Source organism: Bacillus sp. HSf4 (assembly GCF_029537375.1).
In the GTDB taxonomy this organism is placed as follows: Bacteria; Bacillota; Bacilli; order Bacillales; family Bacillaceae; genus Bacillus; species Bacillus sonorensis_A.
This window is the reverse complement of sequence record NZ_CP120679.1, coordinates 2,839,918-2,858,743: the sequence shown is the minus strand read 5'-3', so window position 1 is coordinate 2,858,743 and position 18,826 is coordinate 2,839,918. Positions and strand designations below refer to the sequence as shown.

Sequence of the window (18,826 nt, the reverse complement as noted above, 5' to 3'; positions counted from 1 at the left end):
TGTTCCCGCCAAAGGTTAAAACGGCCCTCATCAGATGAGGGCCGTTTGATTTGAAATCGTTCCCCCGCATCCTACTCATCTGAATAGGCATCAATATTCCTTACCTTCCGCTCTTGTCATTTGCAAGAAAAATATCATCATCGATATATATGATCGTTTCAGAGAATGGTAAACTATTGACAAACAGTACTTTGGAAGGGGGTATCTATGACCAATATCGCATATGGAATATCTAGAATCCTTTTTAATATGAGATGAAACGCTTGATGCGTTCAAACGTCCGGCTAACACTCAGGATTCGTATTCGGAATTTTCTAAAAAACTAGCAAACGGCAACGGACAATATCCAAAAAGGACAAAGGATGATAGACATGAAAAGAATCGATAAAGTGTATCAGCAGCTTATGCAAAATTTTCATGAAACAACCTTGGATCACCTTTTAAAGGTGCAAGGATATTCTGCAAAAGAAATCGCTGAACAGCTGAAAATGGAGCGCTCCAATGTTAGCTTTGAATTGAACAACCTTGTACGCTCGAAAAAGGTCATCAAAGTTAAAACATTCCCTGTTCGTTATGTCCCTGTTGAAACGGTGGAAAAAACGTTCGGACGTAAATGGAATAAAGACGTGATGGAAGTCGAGGAACTGAAGCAGTATGCCGGCCATTCGAAAAAGCCCCGCCGGGATATTTCCACGAATCCGCTGGAACTTATGATCGGGGCGAAAGGCAGCTTAAAAAAAGCGATCTCGCAAGCGAAAGCCGCTGTCTTTTATCCTCCGCACGGCCTCCATATGCTCCTTTTAGGACCGACGGGTTCGGGCAAATCGCTTTTTGCCAACCGGATTTACCAGTTCGCCATTTATTCCGACATATTGAAGCCGGGCGCTCCGTTTATTACATTTAACTGTGCAGACTACTATAACAATCCGCAATTGCTGCTTTCGCAATTGTTTGGACATAAAAAAGGGAGCTTTACCGGCGCCGGCGACGATAAAGTCGGTTTGGTCGAACAGGCCGACGGCGGCATTCTGTTTATGGATGAGATCCACCGCCTTCCCCCGGAAGGACAGGAAATGCTGTTTTATTTTATTGACAGCGGAACATATAACAGGCTTGGGGAGACGGAACATAAACGGACAGCAAAGGTATTGTTCATATGCGCGACGACAGAAAACCCGAGCTCTGCTCTATTAAAAACATTTCTGCGAAGAATTCCGATGACGATACATATTCCCTCGCTTGATGAACGATCATTGCAGGAAAGAGTCGAGCTGACGACGTTTTTGTTGGGGAAAGAAGCAGAGCGGATCAAGAAAAATTTAAGCGTCCACATTGATGTGTACAACGCGCTGATTCATTCGGCGAAATTCGGAAATGTGGGACAGCTGAAATCGAATGTACAGCTTGTTTGTGCACACGGGTTTTTAAACCACCTGGACCGGGAAGATGTTGTGGAACTGACCGTCCGCGACCTTCCGGAGGACATCAAGCAAGACTGGATTTCCAGCAGCAAAAATATTGAAAGAAGCAAAATGATTTCTGAATATGTCAATATTACCACGATCATTTCGCCGATTGTCGAGGATGAAACAACCAAGATCGAAGACGATCTTTCCTTTAATCTGTATCATTTGATAGAGGAAAAAGTCAAAATCTTAAATCAGGAAGGTTTATCAAAAAAGGAGATTAATCAATACATTTTAACTGATATCCATTTGCATGTCCGCAGCTTTTTCCATCAACGAACATTTCAAAACTACAGCCTGCTGAAATTTGTGGAAGACGATGTGCTTCACATTACGAAAGCATTAAAAGAAGTTGCCGAACATGAGCTGAATTGCAAATTTGACCGTAAATTCATCTACTTTTTAAGCATGCATATCGACTCATTTTTAAAGCGCGGAAAGCAAATTGATGTCTTGAATACACAGGAGACGGACGAAATCCGTGACACCCATGTGAAAGAATATCAGGTCGCCCTGATTTTCAAAGATAAGATTGAAGAATATTTTAGAGTCGTCATTCCGGAAATCGAAGTCATCTATTTAACGATGCTCATTCATTCGATCAAATCATTGGAGGAAACGAAAAGGGTGGGGATTGTCGTGGCTGCACACGGAAACAGCATGGCAAGTTCCCTGGTGGAGGTGGCAACTGAACTGTTGGGCAGCACCCCGATTGTAGCCGTGGATATGCCCCTTACTGTATCACCGGCGGAAATCATCGAATGCCTGGCGGTAAAGGTTGAGGAAGTGGACGAAGGAGAGGGCGTTTTAATGCTCGTCGACATGGGATCGCTTGCAATGCTGGGAAGCAGGCTCGAAGAAAAAACCGGCGTCAAAATCAAAACGATCAGCAATGTTACCACAGCAATGGTGCTGGATGCGGTTCGAAAGGTGAACTATCTGAATCTAAACCTTCATGCGATCTATGATTCGGTTAAAAAGGACTTTATCGAATTATGGGACCAGCAGCCTGCGGCATCCGGCAAAAGGAAGGCGCTGGTCTCGATTTGCACGACAGGCAGCGGAACGGCCAAAAAGCTGGAAGAGATTTTAACAACGATCGTCAACAAAGCATCTGATGATCCGATTAAAATCCTGACCGTTTCATCCATGAAATTGGCAAACAGCATCAAAAAAATCGAACAAGAATATGAGATCGTTGCCACAGTCGGAACGAAAAACCCGAAAATCGACGCTCCCCATGTATCTTTGGAAGTATTAATTGAAGGAGAAGGCGAAAAAATTCTTCAGCAGGCGATCACAAAAGGTCATGCACCGGCAAACGTCGGACTAACCAGCCCGAATATCGTTGTGCGGGAGCTTTGCGAAGATAGTTTGAAAAAGTATCTGGTCTTTTTGAACCCGTACCATATTACAGAGATTTTATTGGAGTGGCTGCAAACAATCCAGGACGAATTGGGCATCATCTTAAACAACTCAGTGATGATCAAAGTCATCGTACACACCGCATTTGCTTTTGAAAGGGTGATCAAACAGAACCCGATCGCTTTTGCGGACGAAGAAGAGATAACCGATCAGCTGGAACGGGTCTACCGCGTGACGGAGCAGACATTAATACCTTACGAAGAAAAGCTCGGACTCAACATCAGCCGTGATGAAAAACTGTTTATCGCCTCGATTTTTGCCGAAGAATTGCAGTCTTCATGAAATGCAGGCTGTTTTAAATCCGCCTTTTTTCTATAAACCTGTATTAAATGGACCCCCATTTTAATACAGGTTTATTTTTTATTTGAAATGTGTTTCATACCGAAAAAATCACCGACTTAAGATTCAATAAAAAATGCTGATACTCCTACCTTGGCACGATACTTGCATGAATAATAAGCGAACGAAAAAAGGAAAGGAGCAAACATCATGATTTCAGTCATTATCAGTGGACATGGACATTTTCCCACAGCATTAAAAGAGTCTTCAGGCATGATATTCGGTGAAGAAGACAACCTCATGGCGGTGCCGTTTTTGAAAGGTGAAGGCATCCAAACATTGCAAGAAAAATATAAAGAGACGCTGAAGGGCATTCCCGAGGAACATGAAGTTCTGTTTTTGGTGGATATTTTTGGAGGGACGCCATATAACGCGGCCACCCCTTACATCGTCAGCGACCGAAGAATCGATATGGCCGCCGGCGTCAACCTGCCGATTCTGTTGGAAGCCTTAAGCTTGAGAGGACATATGCCGCTGAAAGAGCTGCTCGGCAATTTGAAAAAGATGAGTCAAGAAACCTTTCAAGTGTGCAGTGAACATTTAGAAAAAGTAAAAATCTCCCATCAAGAAAGAGAGGATGAATTATTATGAAGATTGTACTTGCAAGAATTGACGACCGCTTCATTCACGGCCAGGTGCTAACAAGGTGGATTAAAATTCATGCCGCCGACCGCATCATCATCGTCTCAGATGAGATTGCGGCTGATGAAATGAGAAAAACGCTGATCCTTTCTGTGGCGCCTTCTAATGTAAAAGCGAGCGCCGTCTCGATTTCGAAGATGGCCAAAGCGTTTCACAGTCCGCGCTATCAGGATACAACAGCGATGCTTTTATTTGAAAAACCGGGTGATATCGTGTCCCTCGTTGAAGCAGGTGTACCAATCGAGACAGTCAATGTCGGCGGCATGCGCTTTGAGAATAACCGCAGGCAAATAACAAAATCGGTCAGTGTTACAGAAAAAGATATCGAGGCGTTTGAAGCACTGCATGAAATGGGTGTGAAACTGGAGCTGCGGCAGCTTCCTTCCGATAACAGTGAAGATTTTATGCAGCTTTTAAGAAACGCCGCAAAATAAAAGGAGGATGAAACAAGATGACGACCATACAAATCGTTTTGTTGCTGATCATCGCAGCCATTACAGGCATAGGCAGCGTGCTGGACGAGGGGCAGACGCACCGTCCGCTGATTGCCTGCACATTGGTCGGCTTGGTGCTCGGTGATTTAAAGACGGGAATCATTCTCGGTGGAACACTTGAGCTGATGGCGCTCGGCTGGATGAATGTCGGTCTTGCCATGGCGCCGGATACAGCGATCGCCTCTGTGATTTCAACGATTTTAGTCATTACCGCTGATCAGGGAATCGGTGAAGGCATTGCCGTGGCTGTCGCACTCGCCGCTGCAGGGCAGGCGCTGACCATTTTTGTCCGCACAATCACCGTCTTTCTCATTCATCGCGCTGACAAATATGCGAAAGACGGGAATTTTAAAGGAATCGAAATCATGCACATCACCGCGATGGTCTTTCAAGCGCTGCGGGTCATGATCCCGACTTTGATTGTGGCATTGATCAGCGTCAGCGCCGTTCAGGCCTTCTTGGGAAATATACCTGAAGTCATCACAAAAGGTTTGCAGGTAGGCGGGGGAATTATCGTTGTCGTCGGGTATGCCATGGTCATCAATATGATGAACATCCCTTATTTAAAGCCATTTTTCTATATCGGATTTTTACTGGCAGCATTTACAGATTTCAACCTGGTTGGGTTTGGCGCACTGGGGCTTTGTCTGGCGCTCTTATATCAGCAGGTCATGCAAAAAAACACCGCGCATGGCGCAGTCGCCGCTGCCAGCGACAGCAGTGTGGCTGTCTATGATGACGACGATGATGATCTCGATGCCTAAATCATAAGGAGGGATGAAGATGGATACAGAAAAAAGATTAACGAAAAGAGAAATTTTCAGCATGTTTATACGTTCCAATTTTTTGCTGGGATCATTTAACTTTGAGCGTGTTCAGGCCATGGGGTATTGCTATGTCATGATTCCGGCGATTAAAAAGCTTTACGGCCCGGGAGCGAAAAGAAGTGAAGCGCTCCAGCGCCACCTGGAATGGTTCAACACGCATCCATGGCTGACAGCGCCCATTTTCGGCGTCACAGCCGCCATGGAAGAAGAAATGGCCAACAATAAAGGAATTGACGCCAAAGCGATCAGCGGAATGAAAATCGGATTAATGGGACCTTTGGCCGGTGTGGGCGACCCTATTTTCTGGGGAACATTGCGCCCGGTACTGGCGGCTTTAGGGGCATCGCTCGCTTTAGGCGGGAACATCGCCGGTCCTTTGCTGTTTTTCTTCTTAATCAATGCGATTCGATTAAGCACGAAGTATTACGGTTTAAAATACGGTTATGTAAAAGGAATGGAAATTCTGCAAGACTTGGTCGGAAACCGCATTCAAAAGTTGACGGAAGGCGCCACCATCCTCGGCTTGTTTGTCATGGGAGCCCTCGTCTCCAAGTGGACCACCATCAACATCCCGGTCGTGGTGTCAAGAATTAAGGATGAGTCAGGCAAAGTCGATGTTCAAACGGTGCAAAATGTGTTAGACAGCATCATGCCGGGAGCTCTCCCTTTGGGATTGACATTGTTCGTGGCCTGGATGCTGCGCAAAGGTGTGAATCCTCTGTTGATTATATTGGGTATTTTTGTAATTGGGATTCTCGGCTATTGGGCTGGATTTTTGAAGTAGGGAGAAAGTCAGCCGCGAAATGGAAGCGGGCTGTGCGGCCGTAGACATTCTTGGCCGTTTAGCAGCTGTTGGACAATAATCATAGTAGCTTAGCTGCAGCAGGAAGCGGCGGTAAGGTGTTAAAAAGGAAAAAGAGAGGAGCAAAAAAGTGAAAAAGGCATGTATGCAAGTTGGAATCATTTTGATGATGATGTGGTTGTCAGCCCTTCCTGTTTCTGCAGCCGACCCGGGCTACTATGATGAAAAGCATCGGCCAAAGTACCATTTCACACCTGAAGCCAACTGGATGAACGATCCAAACGGAATGGTTTATTATAAAGGGGAATACCATCTGTTCTATCAATATCATCCATACGGCCTCAAATGGGGGCCGATGCACTGGGGTCATGCGGTAAGCAAAGATTTAGTCTCTTGGGAACACCTTCCGGTTGCGCTCGAACCGGATGATAAAGGGACGATTTTTTCCGGAAGCGCCGTGGTAGATTGGCATAATACAAGCGGTTTTCAAACAGGTGCAGAGAAGCCGCTTGTCGCCATTTACACACAAGATCGGGGTGGCGTTCAAGTGCAAAGCATTGCCTACAGCAATGACAAAGGCAGAACATGGACGAAATACGCAGGCAACCCTGTTATTCCAAACCCGGGCAAAAAAGACTTTCGCGATCCGAAAGTGTTTTGGCATGAAAAGACAAACAAGTGGGTGATGGTGCTTGCCGCCGGAGATCGCATCTTGATGTACACATCGCCCGATTTGAAGGAATGGGCTTATGCAAGTCAATTTGGCCACGGGCAGGGGAGCCATGGAGGAGTATGGGAATGTCCGGATTTATTTGAGCTTCCTGTGGAAGGCCGTCCAAATCAAAAAAAATGGGTCATGCAAGTCAGTGTTGGAAACGGATCGGTTTCAGGAGGATCAGGCATGCAGTACTTCGTTGGCAGCTTTGATGGAACGACCTTTAAGAATGAAAATCCGCCGGAACAGGTCCTTTGGACAGATTACGGTAAAGACTTCTATGCGGCTGTTACTTGGTCAGACATCCCGTCTTCAGACGGACGGCGGCTTTGGTTAGGATGGATGAGCAACTGGCAATATGCCAACGATGTGCCGACATCCCCGTGGAGAGGGGCCATGACCCTTCCAAGACAGCTAAAATTGAAAGCGCTTTCTGAGGGATTCAGAGTCGTTCAAACCCCAGTCGCGGAGCTTCAATCAATCCGGGGAGCGTCACAAGAGTGGAGACACAAGATGATTTCACCGCGAAGCAGGAATTTGCTGGCCGGTTTTTCAGGGGATGCCTATGAAATCAATGCTGAATTTCAAATATTGCCGGGGATGACGTCCGAATTCGGTTTTAAGGTGCGAAAAAAAGGAGATCAATATACAAAAATCGGTTATGATTCAAACAGCGCCGGTCTGTTCGTTGACCGGAGCCGTTCAGGAAACATATCCTTCAATCCGAGCTTTAACAATGGGAAGCATATGGCGCCAATGCGTCCGATTGATGGAAAGGTGAAGATGCGCATTTTTGTGGACCGCTCGTCAGTCGAAGTCTTTGGAAACGATGGACGGCGGGTGATCACCGATATCATTCTCCCTGATCCATCCAGCAAAGGTCTTGAGCTGTATGCGTCAAACGGTTTAGTCAAGCTAAACTCGCTTACGATCCAACCTCTGCAAAACATATGGAGGTCGTCACCCTTCAAGTCCAATTTAACCGGCTGGACGACTGTCAACGGCGTGTGGGCCGACACAATAGATGGAAAACAAGGGCGCTCTGACGGTGATTCTTTCATTGTATCTTCAAAATCGGGAACAGACTTCACATACGAATCCGATATCACGATAAAGGATGGAAATGGAAGAGGGGCGGGGGCTCTTGTGTTTCGGGCTGACCAAGATGTCAAAAACGGCTATCTTGCCAATGTTGACGCCAAACATGACGTCGTTAAATTTTTTAAGTTTGTAGACGGAAACGCTACAATCATCGCCGAATATAAAACACCGATCGATATCAATCAAACCTATCATCTTAAAACGGTGGCTAACGGTACCCGCTTTAACATCTATTTAGATGGCCGCTTAGTGATCGATGCCAATGACTCAACTTTTTCCAGCGGCTTACTTGGTTTAAACGTGTGGGAGGCGACGGCATTCTTTCAAAATGTTTACGTCAATCAATGAAAAAAAGGCTGGAATCAACATTCCAGCCTTTTTTTAAATGACGCTGCGGACCAATCCGCCATCCGCCCGCAATGCGGCACCATTGATCGCCGAGGAAAGCGGGCTGCTTAAAAACGCGACAAAGTGTGCGATTTCTTCCGGACGAATCAGCCTCTGGATAATCGATGTCGGCCGGTTTTCTCTCATAAAACGCTGTTCCGCTTCTTCTGCGGTCAGGTTTTCGCCCGGATAGAGAGAATGCAGCATCGTTTCAACGCCCTCAGTTAAGGTTGAGCCCGGCATAACGGTATTGACCGTCACATTTGTGCCCGATGTAAGCTCTGCCAGGCTCCGGGAAATGGAGAGCTGCATCGTTTTCGTCGCACTGTAATGCGCCATTTCCTGTGATGGCATCACCGCGGCTTCGCTTGCAATAAAAATGACCCGGCCTTCCTTTTTCTCGATCATCTTCTGTAAATACCTGCGCGAGAGCCTTACCCCGCTCATGATATTCACCTCGAAAAAGCGAAACCATTCCTCATCCGGTATCTCAAAGAAATCCGCCGGCTCAAAAATCCCCAAATTATTCACCAAAATGTCAACTTGAGGGAATGCGGCAAACAAGTCTTGGCATCCGTTTTCGGTCCCAAGATCAAAAGCCGCCGGATAAAGAACAGCCTCAGGATACCGCGCTTTCAATTCGTCTATCGTTTCTATGACTTTCTCTTCCCGGCGCCCATTGATGACGACAGCCGCCCCTTCTTCCGTGAGTGAAGCGGCAATGGCTTTGCCGATCCCTGATGTGGACCCGGTCACCAATGCCGTTTTTCTTTGTAAATCAAGTTTCATCATCCATCCCTCCGTTTTCTTTATAACCATCTATACCCATTATCAAACAGAAGAGTCAAAAAAAGAAGTGCGCACTTTTAAGTCACATAGGTACTTTTTAGTGCCTTTTAGCACATTGTTTCTATCTGTTTTTGTGTCATATAACAAATGATTGACAACGCTTTCATAACGAACTAAACTTAGTTTAACGAATAAACAAAGTTGGGCGATCACTGTCCAGAACAAAAAATGAAAGGAGGCTTGCCGTGTTTGGAGGAGAAATCCGCTGAATTGCAGCGCGATTGTTTGAAAGCTTGTGATGGGGACAAACCTTGAGTGGTTAGTAGATATCAAAAAGCGTCTGCTTTTAGGGGGGGAAAGAATATGGCTGGTGAACATGTTAAAACAATCAGTATGTTTGAGAAATCTGCCTACGCCTCTGGAGATCTGGCATGTAATTTGATTTACACGACCGTTTCAACGTATCTTTTATTTTTCTATACCGATGTGTACGGTTTATCAGCAGCGGCTGCCGGCACGATGTTTTTAGTTGTGCGAATGATTGATGCGCTTGCCGATCCTTTTATCGGAACAATCGTAGACAGAACAAATAGTAAATTTGGGCGTTTTAGACCGTATTTGCTGTTTGGTGCGTTTCCTCTTTCTGTACTTGCCATCCTCTGTTTCACAACACCGGATTTTTCCCATATGGGCAAATTAGTCTACGCTTACGTGACGTATGTCGGCTTATCGCTTACATACACGACGATAAATGTGCCATACGGTGCGTTAACTTCCGCAATGACGAGAAATCATCAAGAGGTCGTCAGCATCACATCTGTTCGGATGGTCTTTGCCAATCTCGGCGGACTGATCGTATCTTTTTTCGTTCCATTATTATCTGCTTATTTAGGTGATACAACCGGAAACAAAGCTCTTGGCTGGCAGCTGACGATGAGCATGTTAAGCATCATTGGCGCCTGTTTGTTAATCTTTTGTTTTAAAAGTACAAAAGAGAGGGTCACCCTGAAAAATCCGGATGAGAAAATCAAATTTTCTGATATTTTTGAGCAATTCCGGGTGAATCGGCCATTGGTTGTACTGAGCATTTTCTTCATTATTATCTTTGGCGTCAACTCGATCAGCAATTCTGTCGGAATCTATTACATGACATACAATGTTGGCAGAGAAGACCTTGTGAAATGGTATGGCTTGCTGGGAAGTCTTCCTGCATTGGCCGTTCTGCCGTTTATACCGCGAATCAATCAATGGCTGGGAAAGAGAAAGCTGTTAAATGCCGCTTTATTATTAAATATCATTGGACTTTTAGCCATTCTCATTATTCCGCCAAGCAATGTGTTTCTGGTGCTCTTCTTTCGTGTCATTGCCGCAGTAGGAAGTGTTACAGCAGGGGGATATATGTGGGCGCTTATTCCGGAAACGATCGAATACGGCGAATATCGGACAGGAAAACGCTTGGGCGGATTGATTTATGCGATTATCGGCTTTTTCTTTAAGTTCGGCATGGCACTCGGCGGAATCGTTCCGGGACTGATACTGGACAAGTTCGGCTATGTTGCCGGTCAAGTTCAATCTCCTGAAGCATTGACAGGGATATTAATCACGACAACTGTCGTCCCTGTTATATTCCTGATCATAGCGATGATCGACATTAATTTTTATCATTTAAACGAAGAAAAATATGCCAAAGTCGTACGTGAATTAGAGAATAGAGATAAAGTTGACTTGGACATTTAAGGTAGCTTAGCACTTTCAAGATGAGGAGGAATGAAGATGAAAATTAGCAATCCGGTACTGAAAGGCTTCAATCCCGATCCGAGCATCTGCAGAGTCGGTGAGGATTATTATATAGCTGTATCCACCTTTGAATGGTTTCCGGGGGTGCAAATCCATCATTCAAAAGATCTGGTGAATTGGCGTTTGGTTGCCCGTCCATTGCAGCGGATTTCGCAATTGGATATGAAAGGAAATCCCGACTCAGGCGGGGTATGGGCGCCTTGTTTAAGCTACAGCGAGGGCAAGTTTTGGCTCGTATATACGGATGTAAAGGTTGTCGATGGAGCATGGAAAGACTGCCGTAACTACTTGGTCACTTGTGAAACCGTTGACGGTGATTGGGGGGAACCCATCACATTAAATCGTTCCGGCTTTGATGCTTCTTTGTTCCATGATACGGACGGAAGAAAATATTTATTAAATATGCTGTGGGACCATCGAACAGACCGCCATTCATTTGGGGGCATTGTGATGCAGGAATATTCGGAAAAGGAAAAAAGGCTGATCAAACATCCGACAATCATTTTTAAAGGTACAGATATCAAACTGACTGAAGCACCGCACCTTTATCATATCGGGGATTATTACTATTTATTAACGGCGGAAGGCGGAACACGGTTCGAGCACGCAGCCACGATTGCCCGCTCAAAAAACATTGAAGGGCCGTACGAAGTTCACCCTGATAACCCAATTTTAACGTCTTGGCACGCTCCGCAACATCCATTGCAAAAATGCGGACATGCATCAATTGTGCAAACACATACAGGTGAGTGGTATTTGGCTCATTTGACAGGGCGTCCGATTCACCCGGATGACGATTCGGTGATTCACCAAAGAGGATATTGTCCTCTGGGAAGAGAAACAGCGATTCAAAAGTTGGCATGGAAAGACGGATGGCCTTATGTGGTCGGGGGAAAAGAAGGGAGCCTTGAGGTGGAAGCGCCCCGTATTTGTGAAACAAAGTTTCCATCGACATACCCGCAAATTGATCAATTTGAAGATTCAACATTAAATATCAACTTTCAGACATTACGGATTCCATTTACGAAAGAATTAGGCTCACTAACGGAAAGGCCGAACCATTTACGCTTATTCGGCCAGGACTCATTAACATCCACATTTACCCAGTCGTTTGTGGCAAGGCGCTGGCAAAGCCTCCATTTTGTTGCGGAAACGGCCGTTGAATTCCGCCCCGATACCTTTCAGCAAGCAGCCGGATTGGTGAATTACTACAACACCGAGAATTGGACGGCTCTGCAAATCACGTATGATGAAAACCTTGGGCGCATTCTGGATGTAACGGTATGTGATAACTTTTCGTTTTCACAGCCGCTAAAAGATAAAATTGTTATCCCCGGCGAAACAGAATATGTTTATTTAAGGGTAAATGTAGAATATGAGATGTATCATTACTCGTATTCTTTTAACAAAGAAGACTGGCATAAAATTGAGCTCATGTTAGAGTCTAAAAAGTTATCAGACGATTATATCCGCGGAGGGGGATTCTTCACAGGAGCTTTTGTAGGCATACAGTGCCAGGATACAAGCGGAGCGTGTAAACATGCCGACTTTTCCTATTTTATGTATAAAGAGCTTTAAATTTTAAGTGCTCAATAGAAGAGGCCGTGATCATACCACGGCCTAAAATGCCTTGTGATATAGCGGCGCATTTATTTAAAATCAACCCATGCTGACTCAAGTTCAGCCGAACGCACGCAATTTTCCATCCAGCGTATGCCTTCAATGTGAGGGTATATCACGTTTTTAACGTTTCTTCATTTCCGCGGTTTTTCTTCGTGTACGGATTTTAAGATATCGAAGCTCATTCTTTCATCATATCTAAAAGTTGTAAGGAAGAACCGGCATTTGAAAATACTTTGCTGCACTTTTCGAATGTTGGATATAGATAGCATAATCTACCATTGTGGTTTATAATGCTAATAAAGGATTAAATTAACAATGTTTTACGGGAAAAGGAGGCTTGCAGGAATGGTTTCAAAAAATGAGGAAAGCTCCGCTATTTTATCGGAACAACACTTATCGTCGGCGGCATTTAAAGATGAGGCGTATGAGTTCTACAAAGAATTGCGCGTTTCCCGTCCTCTTTATCCTGTATCTTTGGGGGATCTGGGGGAAGGCTGTCTCATGACAAGGTATGATGATGCAATACGTCTATTAAAGGATGCAAAATTAAAGAAAAACTATGAAAATGTATTCACCGAGGAAGAAGAGAACCGCCCCATTCTCTCGGAAAATGAAGAAGCCTTGACAAAGCATATGCTGAACTCAGATCCTCCTGATCACAGCCGCTTGAGGACCCTTGTTCAAAAAGCATTTACTCCCCGGATGATTTTGCAGCTTGAAGACAGAATCCAACATATCGCTGATTCTTTACTGGATGAAGTATATCCCACCCATTCTATGAACCTTCTAGACGATTTCGCTTTCCCTCTGCCGATTATCGTGATCAGTGAAATGCTTGGCATTCCCCTTGAAGATCGACAAAATTTCAGGGTTTGGTCGGAAGCGATTATTGAGTTTCCAGATACCCCTGAAAGCATGGAGGAAAACAATCAGAAAATAGGAGAATTCGCAAAATACCTGGAATATTTAGTTCATAAAAAAAGAGATGAGCCTGCAGAAGATTTAATCAGTGCATTAATTGAGGCGGAAAGTGAAGGAACAACATTAAGCACAGAAGAGCTGTACTCGACGATTATGCTGCTTATCGTTGCAGGTCATGAAACGACCGTAAACCTGATCGCCAATATGACATATGCCTTGCTGAGTCACCCTGACCAATTGGAGAAGCTTCTCCTCAATCCAGACTTGATGGATTCAGCGATAGAAGAGGCGTTACGATTCCACAGCCCTGTGGAATTAACGACCTTGCGCTGGGCGGCTGAACCGTTTACATTACACGGACAGGAAATCAAAAGAAAAGATGTGATCATCATTTCATTGGCATCGGCAAACCGCGACGAACAAGTATTCCAGAATGCCGAAATGTTTGATATTGCAAGAAAGAACAATCGCCATATTGCCTTTGGCCACGGCAGCCACTTTTGCCTCGGCGCACCGCTTGCCCGCTTGGAAGCAAAGATAGGCATTTCAACATTATTGCGCCGCTGCCCAAATCTACAGATAAATGGCGAAAGGGAACAGATCAAATGGAAAGGGAACTTTTTGATGCGAGCTTTAGAAGAACTGCCATTGCGTTTCTAATCATGTCGTGCTATCCATCTGAAGGAAGGGAATCCTGAGTCTTTCACTTTTTGATGGATTCATTTCCGAAAAGGAGGCTTTGCTGAAAAAGCGGATGTAAGGGTATTGGGTTCGCTGCCATTTTTTGAATAGGGGTATGCCTCTGATGGTCCAAATACCGGCGGAAAGAGGAGGTTGGAGTTTGAAGCCGGAGGTTGGGCTCTTTCGGAACGATAAACGGGAAAGTATCTTAAAAGAAAAAGAGGGTTGGAAAGGAATGAACCGTGCTTGCCCGCCGTCTTAATATTGATCATTCCTGCTGTCCAAGCGGACAGCAGGAAATCAGAGATGAGCTATTTTACTTGAACAGTCAGTGAAACAGCTTGATTTTTCATAAAGTCTTCAGTCGTTACATCACCAAAGTTTAACTTGATTTCTTTTACTTGATCAATATCAAGCTCTTTTCCTTCCGGCACTGTAAATTCAAGAACGCCATCTTGTTTAACCCCGCCTTGGACTTCTCCGCCAACATCACCGTCAGTTAAAAACATGTTGGCTGACAATTGCATATCTCCAACTACTGCGTTTCCTTGATCAGGATAAAAGTTTAATACTTTATCAGTCGTATTTTCAATGTTGATGCCGACATTAATTTTGTCTTTCATGATTTTAATATCACCTAAGTTAACTTTCATTCCTAAAGCTTCAGTCTTTTGGCTGCTGGCATCAATCTTTTTTGAATCATCATCTTTCTTTTCTTCTGTCTTCTTATCTTTTGAATCATCTGCCCCAGTTGATACATCATCAGTTGAGCCACAGGCAGCTAATGCCATAGCTAAACCAAGCGATAAGAATAAGACTAAAAATTTTTTCATGATCATGTCCCCCTATGTTATTTTATACGTCTTTTATCATAGGTTAAAATTCATGTTTTTTCAACAGTGATTTACCATTTTTGTTAAAGATTTCAGTTCTTTTTGCTTATGTACTTTAGAAGGGAAATAGCAATTAGATTCACTTGTATTATTGGTGTTCTTCCAAAAATCAAATTATGATGATTGCTATAAATCGCAGATTAAGGAGCCGGAGAAGACCTTTATCCTATGACGTAAACTAGTACTTTTAGCATATCACAGTAGGGGTGCTAACAGAAAAAATTTTGTTCGCCAGGAAATGAAGTGCTTGGTCTTGTGGTAGAATTTGTGTGAAAAACAGAACAAACCTGTATCTTTAAGCAGGAAATTAAAATATAATAAAAACAACTTCAGAAGTAGTTTTTATTATAAAAATGGAGCATCATACGCCTAATTCGGCATCAGAGCAGATAGATCAAAGCTTGAAAAAGTGTTTTCTTATCGGTGTCATCGGTGATAAAAAAGGATATGCATTTGAGAAACCTTAGAAGCAAAACAAGCATGGCATTTTAACTGAAACACCCATTGAGATTTGAGAAATTGATCGGAATATGAGTCCACCGTCGGAAAGCTTGAAAACGCTGAAGAAGAAAGGTGTGTAAATTTGAGAAACATCATCAAATGGACAGCATTTACAGCATTAGTCATTCTATGTATCAGCTTCATCGCATGTAATGCAGACAAAAACGCAAAAAATATTCAATATGCAAAGGACGAAAAACAAACACTGGATATTTATACACCGAAGACCGACGAAAATGAAAAACATCCCGTTCTCATCTACATTCACGGCGGGGGATGGACAGGCGGGGACAAGAGCGGGGCTGCTTCCAAGCCGGCGTTTTTTACAGAAAACGGCTATGTTTTCGTGTCTTTAAACTATCGGCTTCATCCTGATGCTCAGTATGATGATATGGCCTATGATGTTGCCCAAGCCATCAAATGGGTGGTGAATCATGCAGATGAGTATCAAATCGACCAATCGAAAATCAATGTGATGGGACATTCGGCAGGAGGGCACTTAACGGGCTTAATCGCCGCAGATGCTAAATATTTAAACAGTGTAGGCCTAAAACCGGCATCACTCAAGTCGATTGTGATATTAGACGGGCCTTTGAATCTGAAGTCATTCATCGGAGCGATCCCGTCCTACAAAAAGGTGTTTGGCTCTGATGAAAAGGTGTGGACAGAAGCATCACCGCTCACCTACATCAACCATTCCAATCTGCCGCCGGCCTATTTAGTTACCCGATGGGAAGATCCTGCTGTTTACAAATTTGCAGAAATCGCAAACCATGCGAAAGGGTCTGATTTTGTTTACCGAGTCAAGAACTTATCTCACAGCAATTTAAATAAAATGCTCGGTTCTCCGGATGCACCGACAGAAGCACAGGATTTGACAAAAGCTGTTATGGCGTTTTTAAAGGAGAAAAACAAATAAGTTGATTTGTAAAGTGCTGAAGCGGCACAAGCTTTCTTATAAAAAAGCCCTCAAAAGGGTTTTTTTAATTAAATCGTTTGTTTTACACCCAAGAGGTTCAGAATCGGGCTTCAACCCGTATTTCAATTGGCTTTCAGTCTTCACAATTCCTGTGCTTCTTTTAAGAGAAGCCCGTTTTATACATTTTGAACAATTGGAACAAAAGTTGAACACAATCTATCAATTGTATAAAGAGTCATTTCACTCCAGGGAAAGGGCATTGATCCATAGATTAAACTCTTTCAAAAATCAATTCAAACGGCAAAAAGACTTGATTTTGTCCATGTATTCCGTCATCGGCTAGAGGTAAAATAAAGAAAAGAGTTATTCAATCATTCGAAATGAAACATTTTGAATCGCGATCGGAGCAAGGCACCTGCCCGCCATTCCTGAATTCTTACAAGAGATTAATAAAATTGTTTAGTCAGCTTGACCACGTTCGATGCAGTCATTGCCAATCAACCGCATGTAGACCACTTTGATGAGTCTGTCCAAAGAGAGAGCAACCCGCATAGCGAGACATCCTTGTTATAAATGGCGGAATCTATCGAATCTTTGAAGGTCATTCTCTCATCATGAGTAAGGGGGATCTAAATTGAAACGTAAAAAGCTGGCCCGCGGCGACAAAAATTGTTGTCAATCATTGGAGACAGGCACATTTTCTAATGGTTTGCTACCAGATGGAAAAGGAAGAGCGCTGGAATGCCGCTATTTAAGGCAAATCTACGAACACTTGCAAGATGGAATCATTATGATGGATCAGGAACGTAGAATTCTGGTGATGAATCCATCAGCAGAGAAGATGACGGGATGGAAATTGGGGGACAAGGTACCGTACTGTTCCTACTGTCAAGCGAGAAAACTGGAAGCGGGAGAGGAGCGTTGTTATTTGCTGGCCAAGCGGGAAGCTCCTTATTTTCTTTCCTCAATGCCTACCTATGAGGGACGATTCGTCGACATGGAGATGAGCACGGCTGTCATCTATGAAAACGGTGAACAAAAGAAACAGAAAGTCCTTTTGGTTTTAAAAGATTTAACGATGAAGAAAAAGGAAGAAGAAGCGAGGATCTCCAAGCTGGTTTTGCAGAAGACGTTGGAAGCGCAGGAAAACGAACACAAGCGGTTGGCTCAGGAGCTGCACGATGGCTTAGGACAATCGCTTTATTCGGTTTCAGTAGGTATTCAAGCGATTCAATCGCGCATTGACCAGGAAGAGAAATATAGAACGTACATGCAGGAGATCGTGGATGAGCTGGAAAAAGCGATACAAGACGTCAAGCTCTACTCTCTCCAATTACGTCCGCAAAGTCTCGATCAGCTGGGACTCGTCCCTGCGATCAAGCATCTCGTTAGCAGCTTGAACAAGACTCATCAGGATGTTTCGATTACGTTTACCTGCAGCAATGTCAATGATCGTTTGCAGCCGGTTTTGGAAATCAATTTATACCGTGTCATTCAGGAAGCGCTGCATAATGCCCTGAAATATGCGAAAGCCACGCTGATTGAGGTCATCTTGTTCAAAGTAGGCGACGATTTGATGTTGAAGATTCAGGACAACGGCATAGGATTTAAGCGCGAACTGGTGCAGGAAGGTCTGGGACTTAACCATCTAAAAGAAAGAGTAGATCAGATTGAAGGAAGTCTTCAGATTCACTCCATTCCCCGGAAAGGGACATCTATTCATGTGCAAGTACAGTATAGGGAGGGGAAGGAGAGTGATCAGGGTATTGCTGGTCGATGATCATACGATGATTCGGAAAGGTATCCGTGTGCTTTTAGAAGGTTATCCCGAAATCACCATTGTGGGAGAAAGCCACAATGGTAACGAGGCTATCATCAAGACGAATCAGTTGGAACCTGATGTGGTGCTGATGGATTTGTCGATGCCAGATGGATTGGATGGATTTACAGCGAGCAGTCAGATCCGAAAGTTGAAACCATCGGTTAAAATCGTCATTTTGACGATGCATGACGAGGAGATCTTTGTCCATAAAGCAATCGAAGCAGGGGCTCAAGGGTATGTTTTAAAAAATAGCCATTGCGAACTGCTTTTTCAGGCAATTGTCGAGGTAAACAGGGGAAAATACTTTTACAAGACATCCGTATCCCAACACATGATCAGTCAATGGCTGAAATCAGAGTCGGAAAAACCGCCTTCTGTTTTAACCGTTCGCGAAAAGGAGATTGTCAGGCTCATTGTACTGGGCTATGCCAATAAGGAAATCGCTGATCAACTGTCAATTAGTGTTAAAACAGTGGAAAACCACAAATCGAATATCATGCAGAAGTTAGAGCTGGATTCCAAACACGAGTTAATCCAATATGCGATCAAAAACAAGTATTTGGAGCTGGCGTTGTAACCTCTCGTCCCTTGACCTGTCTCTTGGCAGTTCAGGGGATTTTTTTTGAGGGTGCAGGGGCCTGCATAAATAGGGGAGTTCCCCTATATGGAAAAAATGGTACGA

General features: G+C 44.1%; 14 protein-coding genes and 2 pseudogenes. 13 read left to right on the top strand and 3 right to left on the bottom strand.

The window, feature by feature from the left end; all coding sequences use genetic code 11:
* Window positions 1–371 precede the first annotated feature (371 nt).
* The 6 genes from P3X63_RS14745 to P3X63_RS14720 all read left to right on the top strand — a co-directional run bounded on the left by P3X63_RS14745 (window position 372) and on the right by P3X63_RS14720 (window position 8,159).
* Window positions 372–3,173: a sigma-54-dependent transcriptional regulator gene (locus P3X63_RS14745; protein ID WP_026588021.1), complete on the top strand. Its 2,802-nt coding sequence runs from the start codon at window positions 372–374 to the stop codon at window positions 3,171–3,173.
* A 207-nt stretch (window positions 3,174–3,380) separates the two neighbouring features.
* Complete coding sequence (locus tag P3X63_RS14740) at window positions 3,381–3,821, top strand: mannose/fructose/sorbose PTS transporter subunit IIA (protein ID WP_077736352.1); 441 nt, start codon at window positions 3,381–3,383, stop codon at window positions 3,819–3,821.
* The gene (locus P3X63_RS14735) at window positions 3,818–4,306 is read left to right on the top strand and encodes a PTS sugar transporter subunit IIB (RefSeq protein ID WP_026588019.1); all 489 of its coding nucleotides are present in this window, start codon (window positions 3,818–3,820) and stop codon (window positions 4,304–4,306) included. Before P3X63_RS14740 ends, P3X63_RS14735 begins: the two co-directional genes overlap by 4 nt.
* 17 nt (window positions 4,307–4,323) lie before the next feature.
* Window positions 4,324–5,130 carry a PTS fructose transporter subunit IIC gene (gene levF, locus P3X63_RS14730; protein WP_026588018.1) on the top strand — a complete coding sequence of 269 codons (807 nt, stop codon included), beginning with the start codon at window positions 4,324–4,326 and terminating at the stop codon, window positions 5,128–5,130.
* 19 nt (window positions 5,131–5,149) lie between these two features.
* Window positions 5,150–5,977, top strand: coding sequence for a PTS fructose transporter subunit IID (levG, locus tag P3X63_RS14725; RefSeq protein ID WP_026588017.1), 828 nt, complete (start codon window positions 5,150–5,152; stop codon window positions 5,975–5,977).
* 148 nt (window positions 5,978–6,125) lie between these two features.
* Complete coding sequence (locus P3X63_RS14720) at window positions 6,126–8,159, top strand: glycoside hydrolase family 32 protein (RefSeq protein WP_077736353.1); 2,034 nt, start codon at window positions 6,126–6,128, stop codon at window positions 8,157–8,159.
* Between the two features lie 33 nt (window positions 8,160–8,192).
* Here P3X63_RS14720 and P3X63_RS14715 read toward each other — a convergent pair whose 3' ends face one another.
* On the bottom strand, window positions 8,193–8,987 hold the full coding sequence (locus tag P3X63_RS14715; protein ID WP_026588015.1) for an SDR family NAD(P)-dependent oxidoreductase: 795 nt from the start codon (window positions 8,985–8,987) through the stop codon (window positions 8,193–8,195).
* A 363-nt stretch (window positions 8,988–9,350) separates the two neighbouring features.
* Here P3X63_RS14715 and P3X63_RS14710 point away from each other — a divergent pair, with 363 nt between their 5' ends.
* Complete coding sequence (locus P3X63_RS14710) at window positions 9,351–10,724, top strand: MFS transporter (RefSeq protein ID WP_026588014.1); 1,374 nt, start codon at window positions 9,351–9,353, stop codon at window positions 10,722–10,724.
* Window positions 10,725–10,760: 36 nt separating this feature from the next.
* On the top strand, window positions 10,761–12,362 hold the full coding sequence (gene xynB, locus P3X63_RS14705) for a xylan 1,4-beta-xylosidase (protein ID WP_277691217.1): 1,602 nt from the start codon (window positions 10,761–10,763) through the stop codon (window positions 12,360–12,362).
* Between the two features lie 71 nt (window positions 12,363–12,433).
* On the opposite strand, the pseudogene P3X63_RS22915 reads toward xynB, so the two are convergent.
* Window positions 12,434–12,555: pseudogene (locus P3X63_RS22915) on the bottom strand (gfo/Idh/MocA family oxidoreductase); the annotation flags it as partial.
* A gap of 197 nt (window positions 12,556–12,752) precedes the next feature.
* On the opposite strand from P3X63_RS22915, the gene P3X63_RS14700 reads away from it, so the two are divergent.
* Complete coding sequence (locus P3X63_RS14700) at window positions 12,753–13,988, top strand: cytochrome P450 family protein (protein WP_077736355.1); 1,236 nt, start codon at window positions 12,753–12,755, stop codon at window positions 13,986–13,988.
* 332 nt (window positions 13,989–14,320) lie between these two features.
* Here the strand turns inward: P3X63_RS14700 and P3X63_RS14695 are convergent, their stop codons facing one another.
* Window positions 14,321–14,842, bottom strand: coding sequence for a hypothetical protein (locus tag P3X63_RS14695; RefSeq protein WP_077736356.1), 522 nt, complete (start codon window positions 14,840–14,842; stop codon window positions 14,321–14,323).
* A 643-nt stretch (window positions 14,843–15,485) separates the two neighbouring features.
* On the opposite strand from P3X63_RS14695, the gene P3X63_RS14690 reads away from it, so the two are divergent.
* From P3X63_RS14690 to P3X63_RS14675, 4 genes and pseudogenes are all read left to right on the top strand, one after another.
* The gene (locus tag P3X63_RS14690; RefSeq protein ID WP_026588010.1) at window positions 15,486–16,322 is read left to right on the top strand and encodes an alpha/beta hydrolase; all 837 of its coding nucleotides are present in this window, start codon (window positions 15,486–15,488) and stop codon (window positions 16,320–16,322) included.
* Window positions 16,323–16,455: 133 nt separating this feature from the next.
* Window positions 16,456–16,554: pseudogene (locus tag P3X63_RS14685) on the top strand (thioredoxin family protein); the annotation flags it as partial.
* A gap of 477 nt (window positions 16,555–17,031) precedes the next feature.
* On the top strand, window positions 17,032–18,102 hold the full coding sequence (locus tag P3X63_RS14680; RefSeq protein WP_026588008.1) for a PAS domain-containing sensor histidine kinase: 1,071 nt from the start codon (window positions 17,032–17,034) through the stop codon (window positions 18,100–18,102).
* A complete protein-coding gene (locus tag P3X63_RS14675; protein WP_026588007.1) occupies window positions 18,077–18,721 on the top strand; it encodes a response regulator in 645 nt (214 codons plus the stop codon). The genes P3X63_RS14680 and P3X63_RS14675 overlap by 26 nt, the downstream gene beginning before the upstream one ends.
* The last annotated feature ends 105 nt before the right edge of the window (window positions 18,722–18,826 follow it).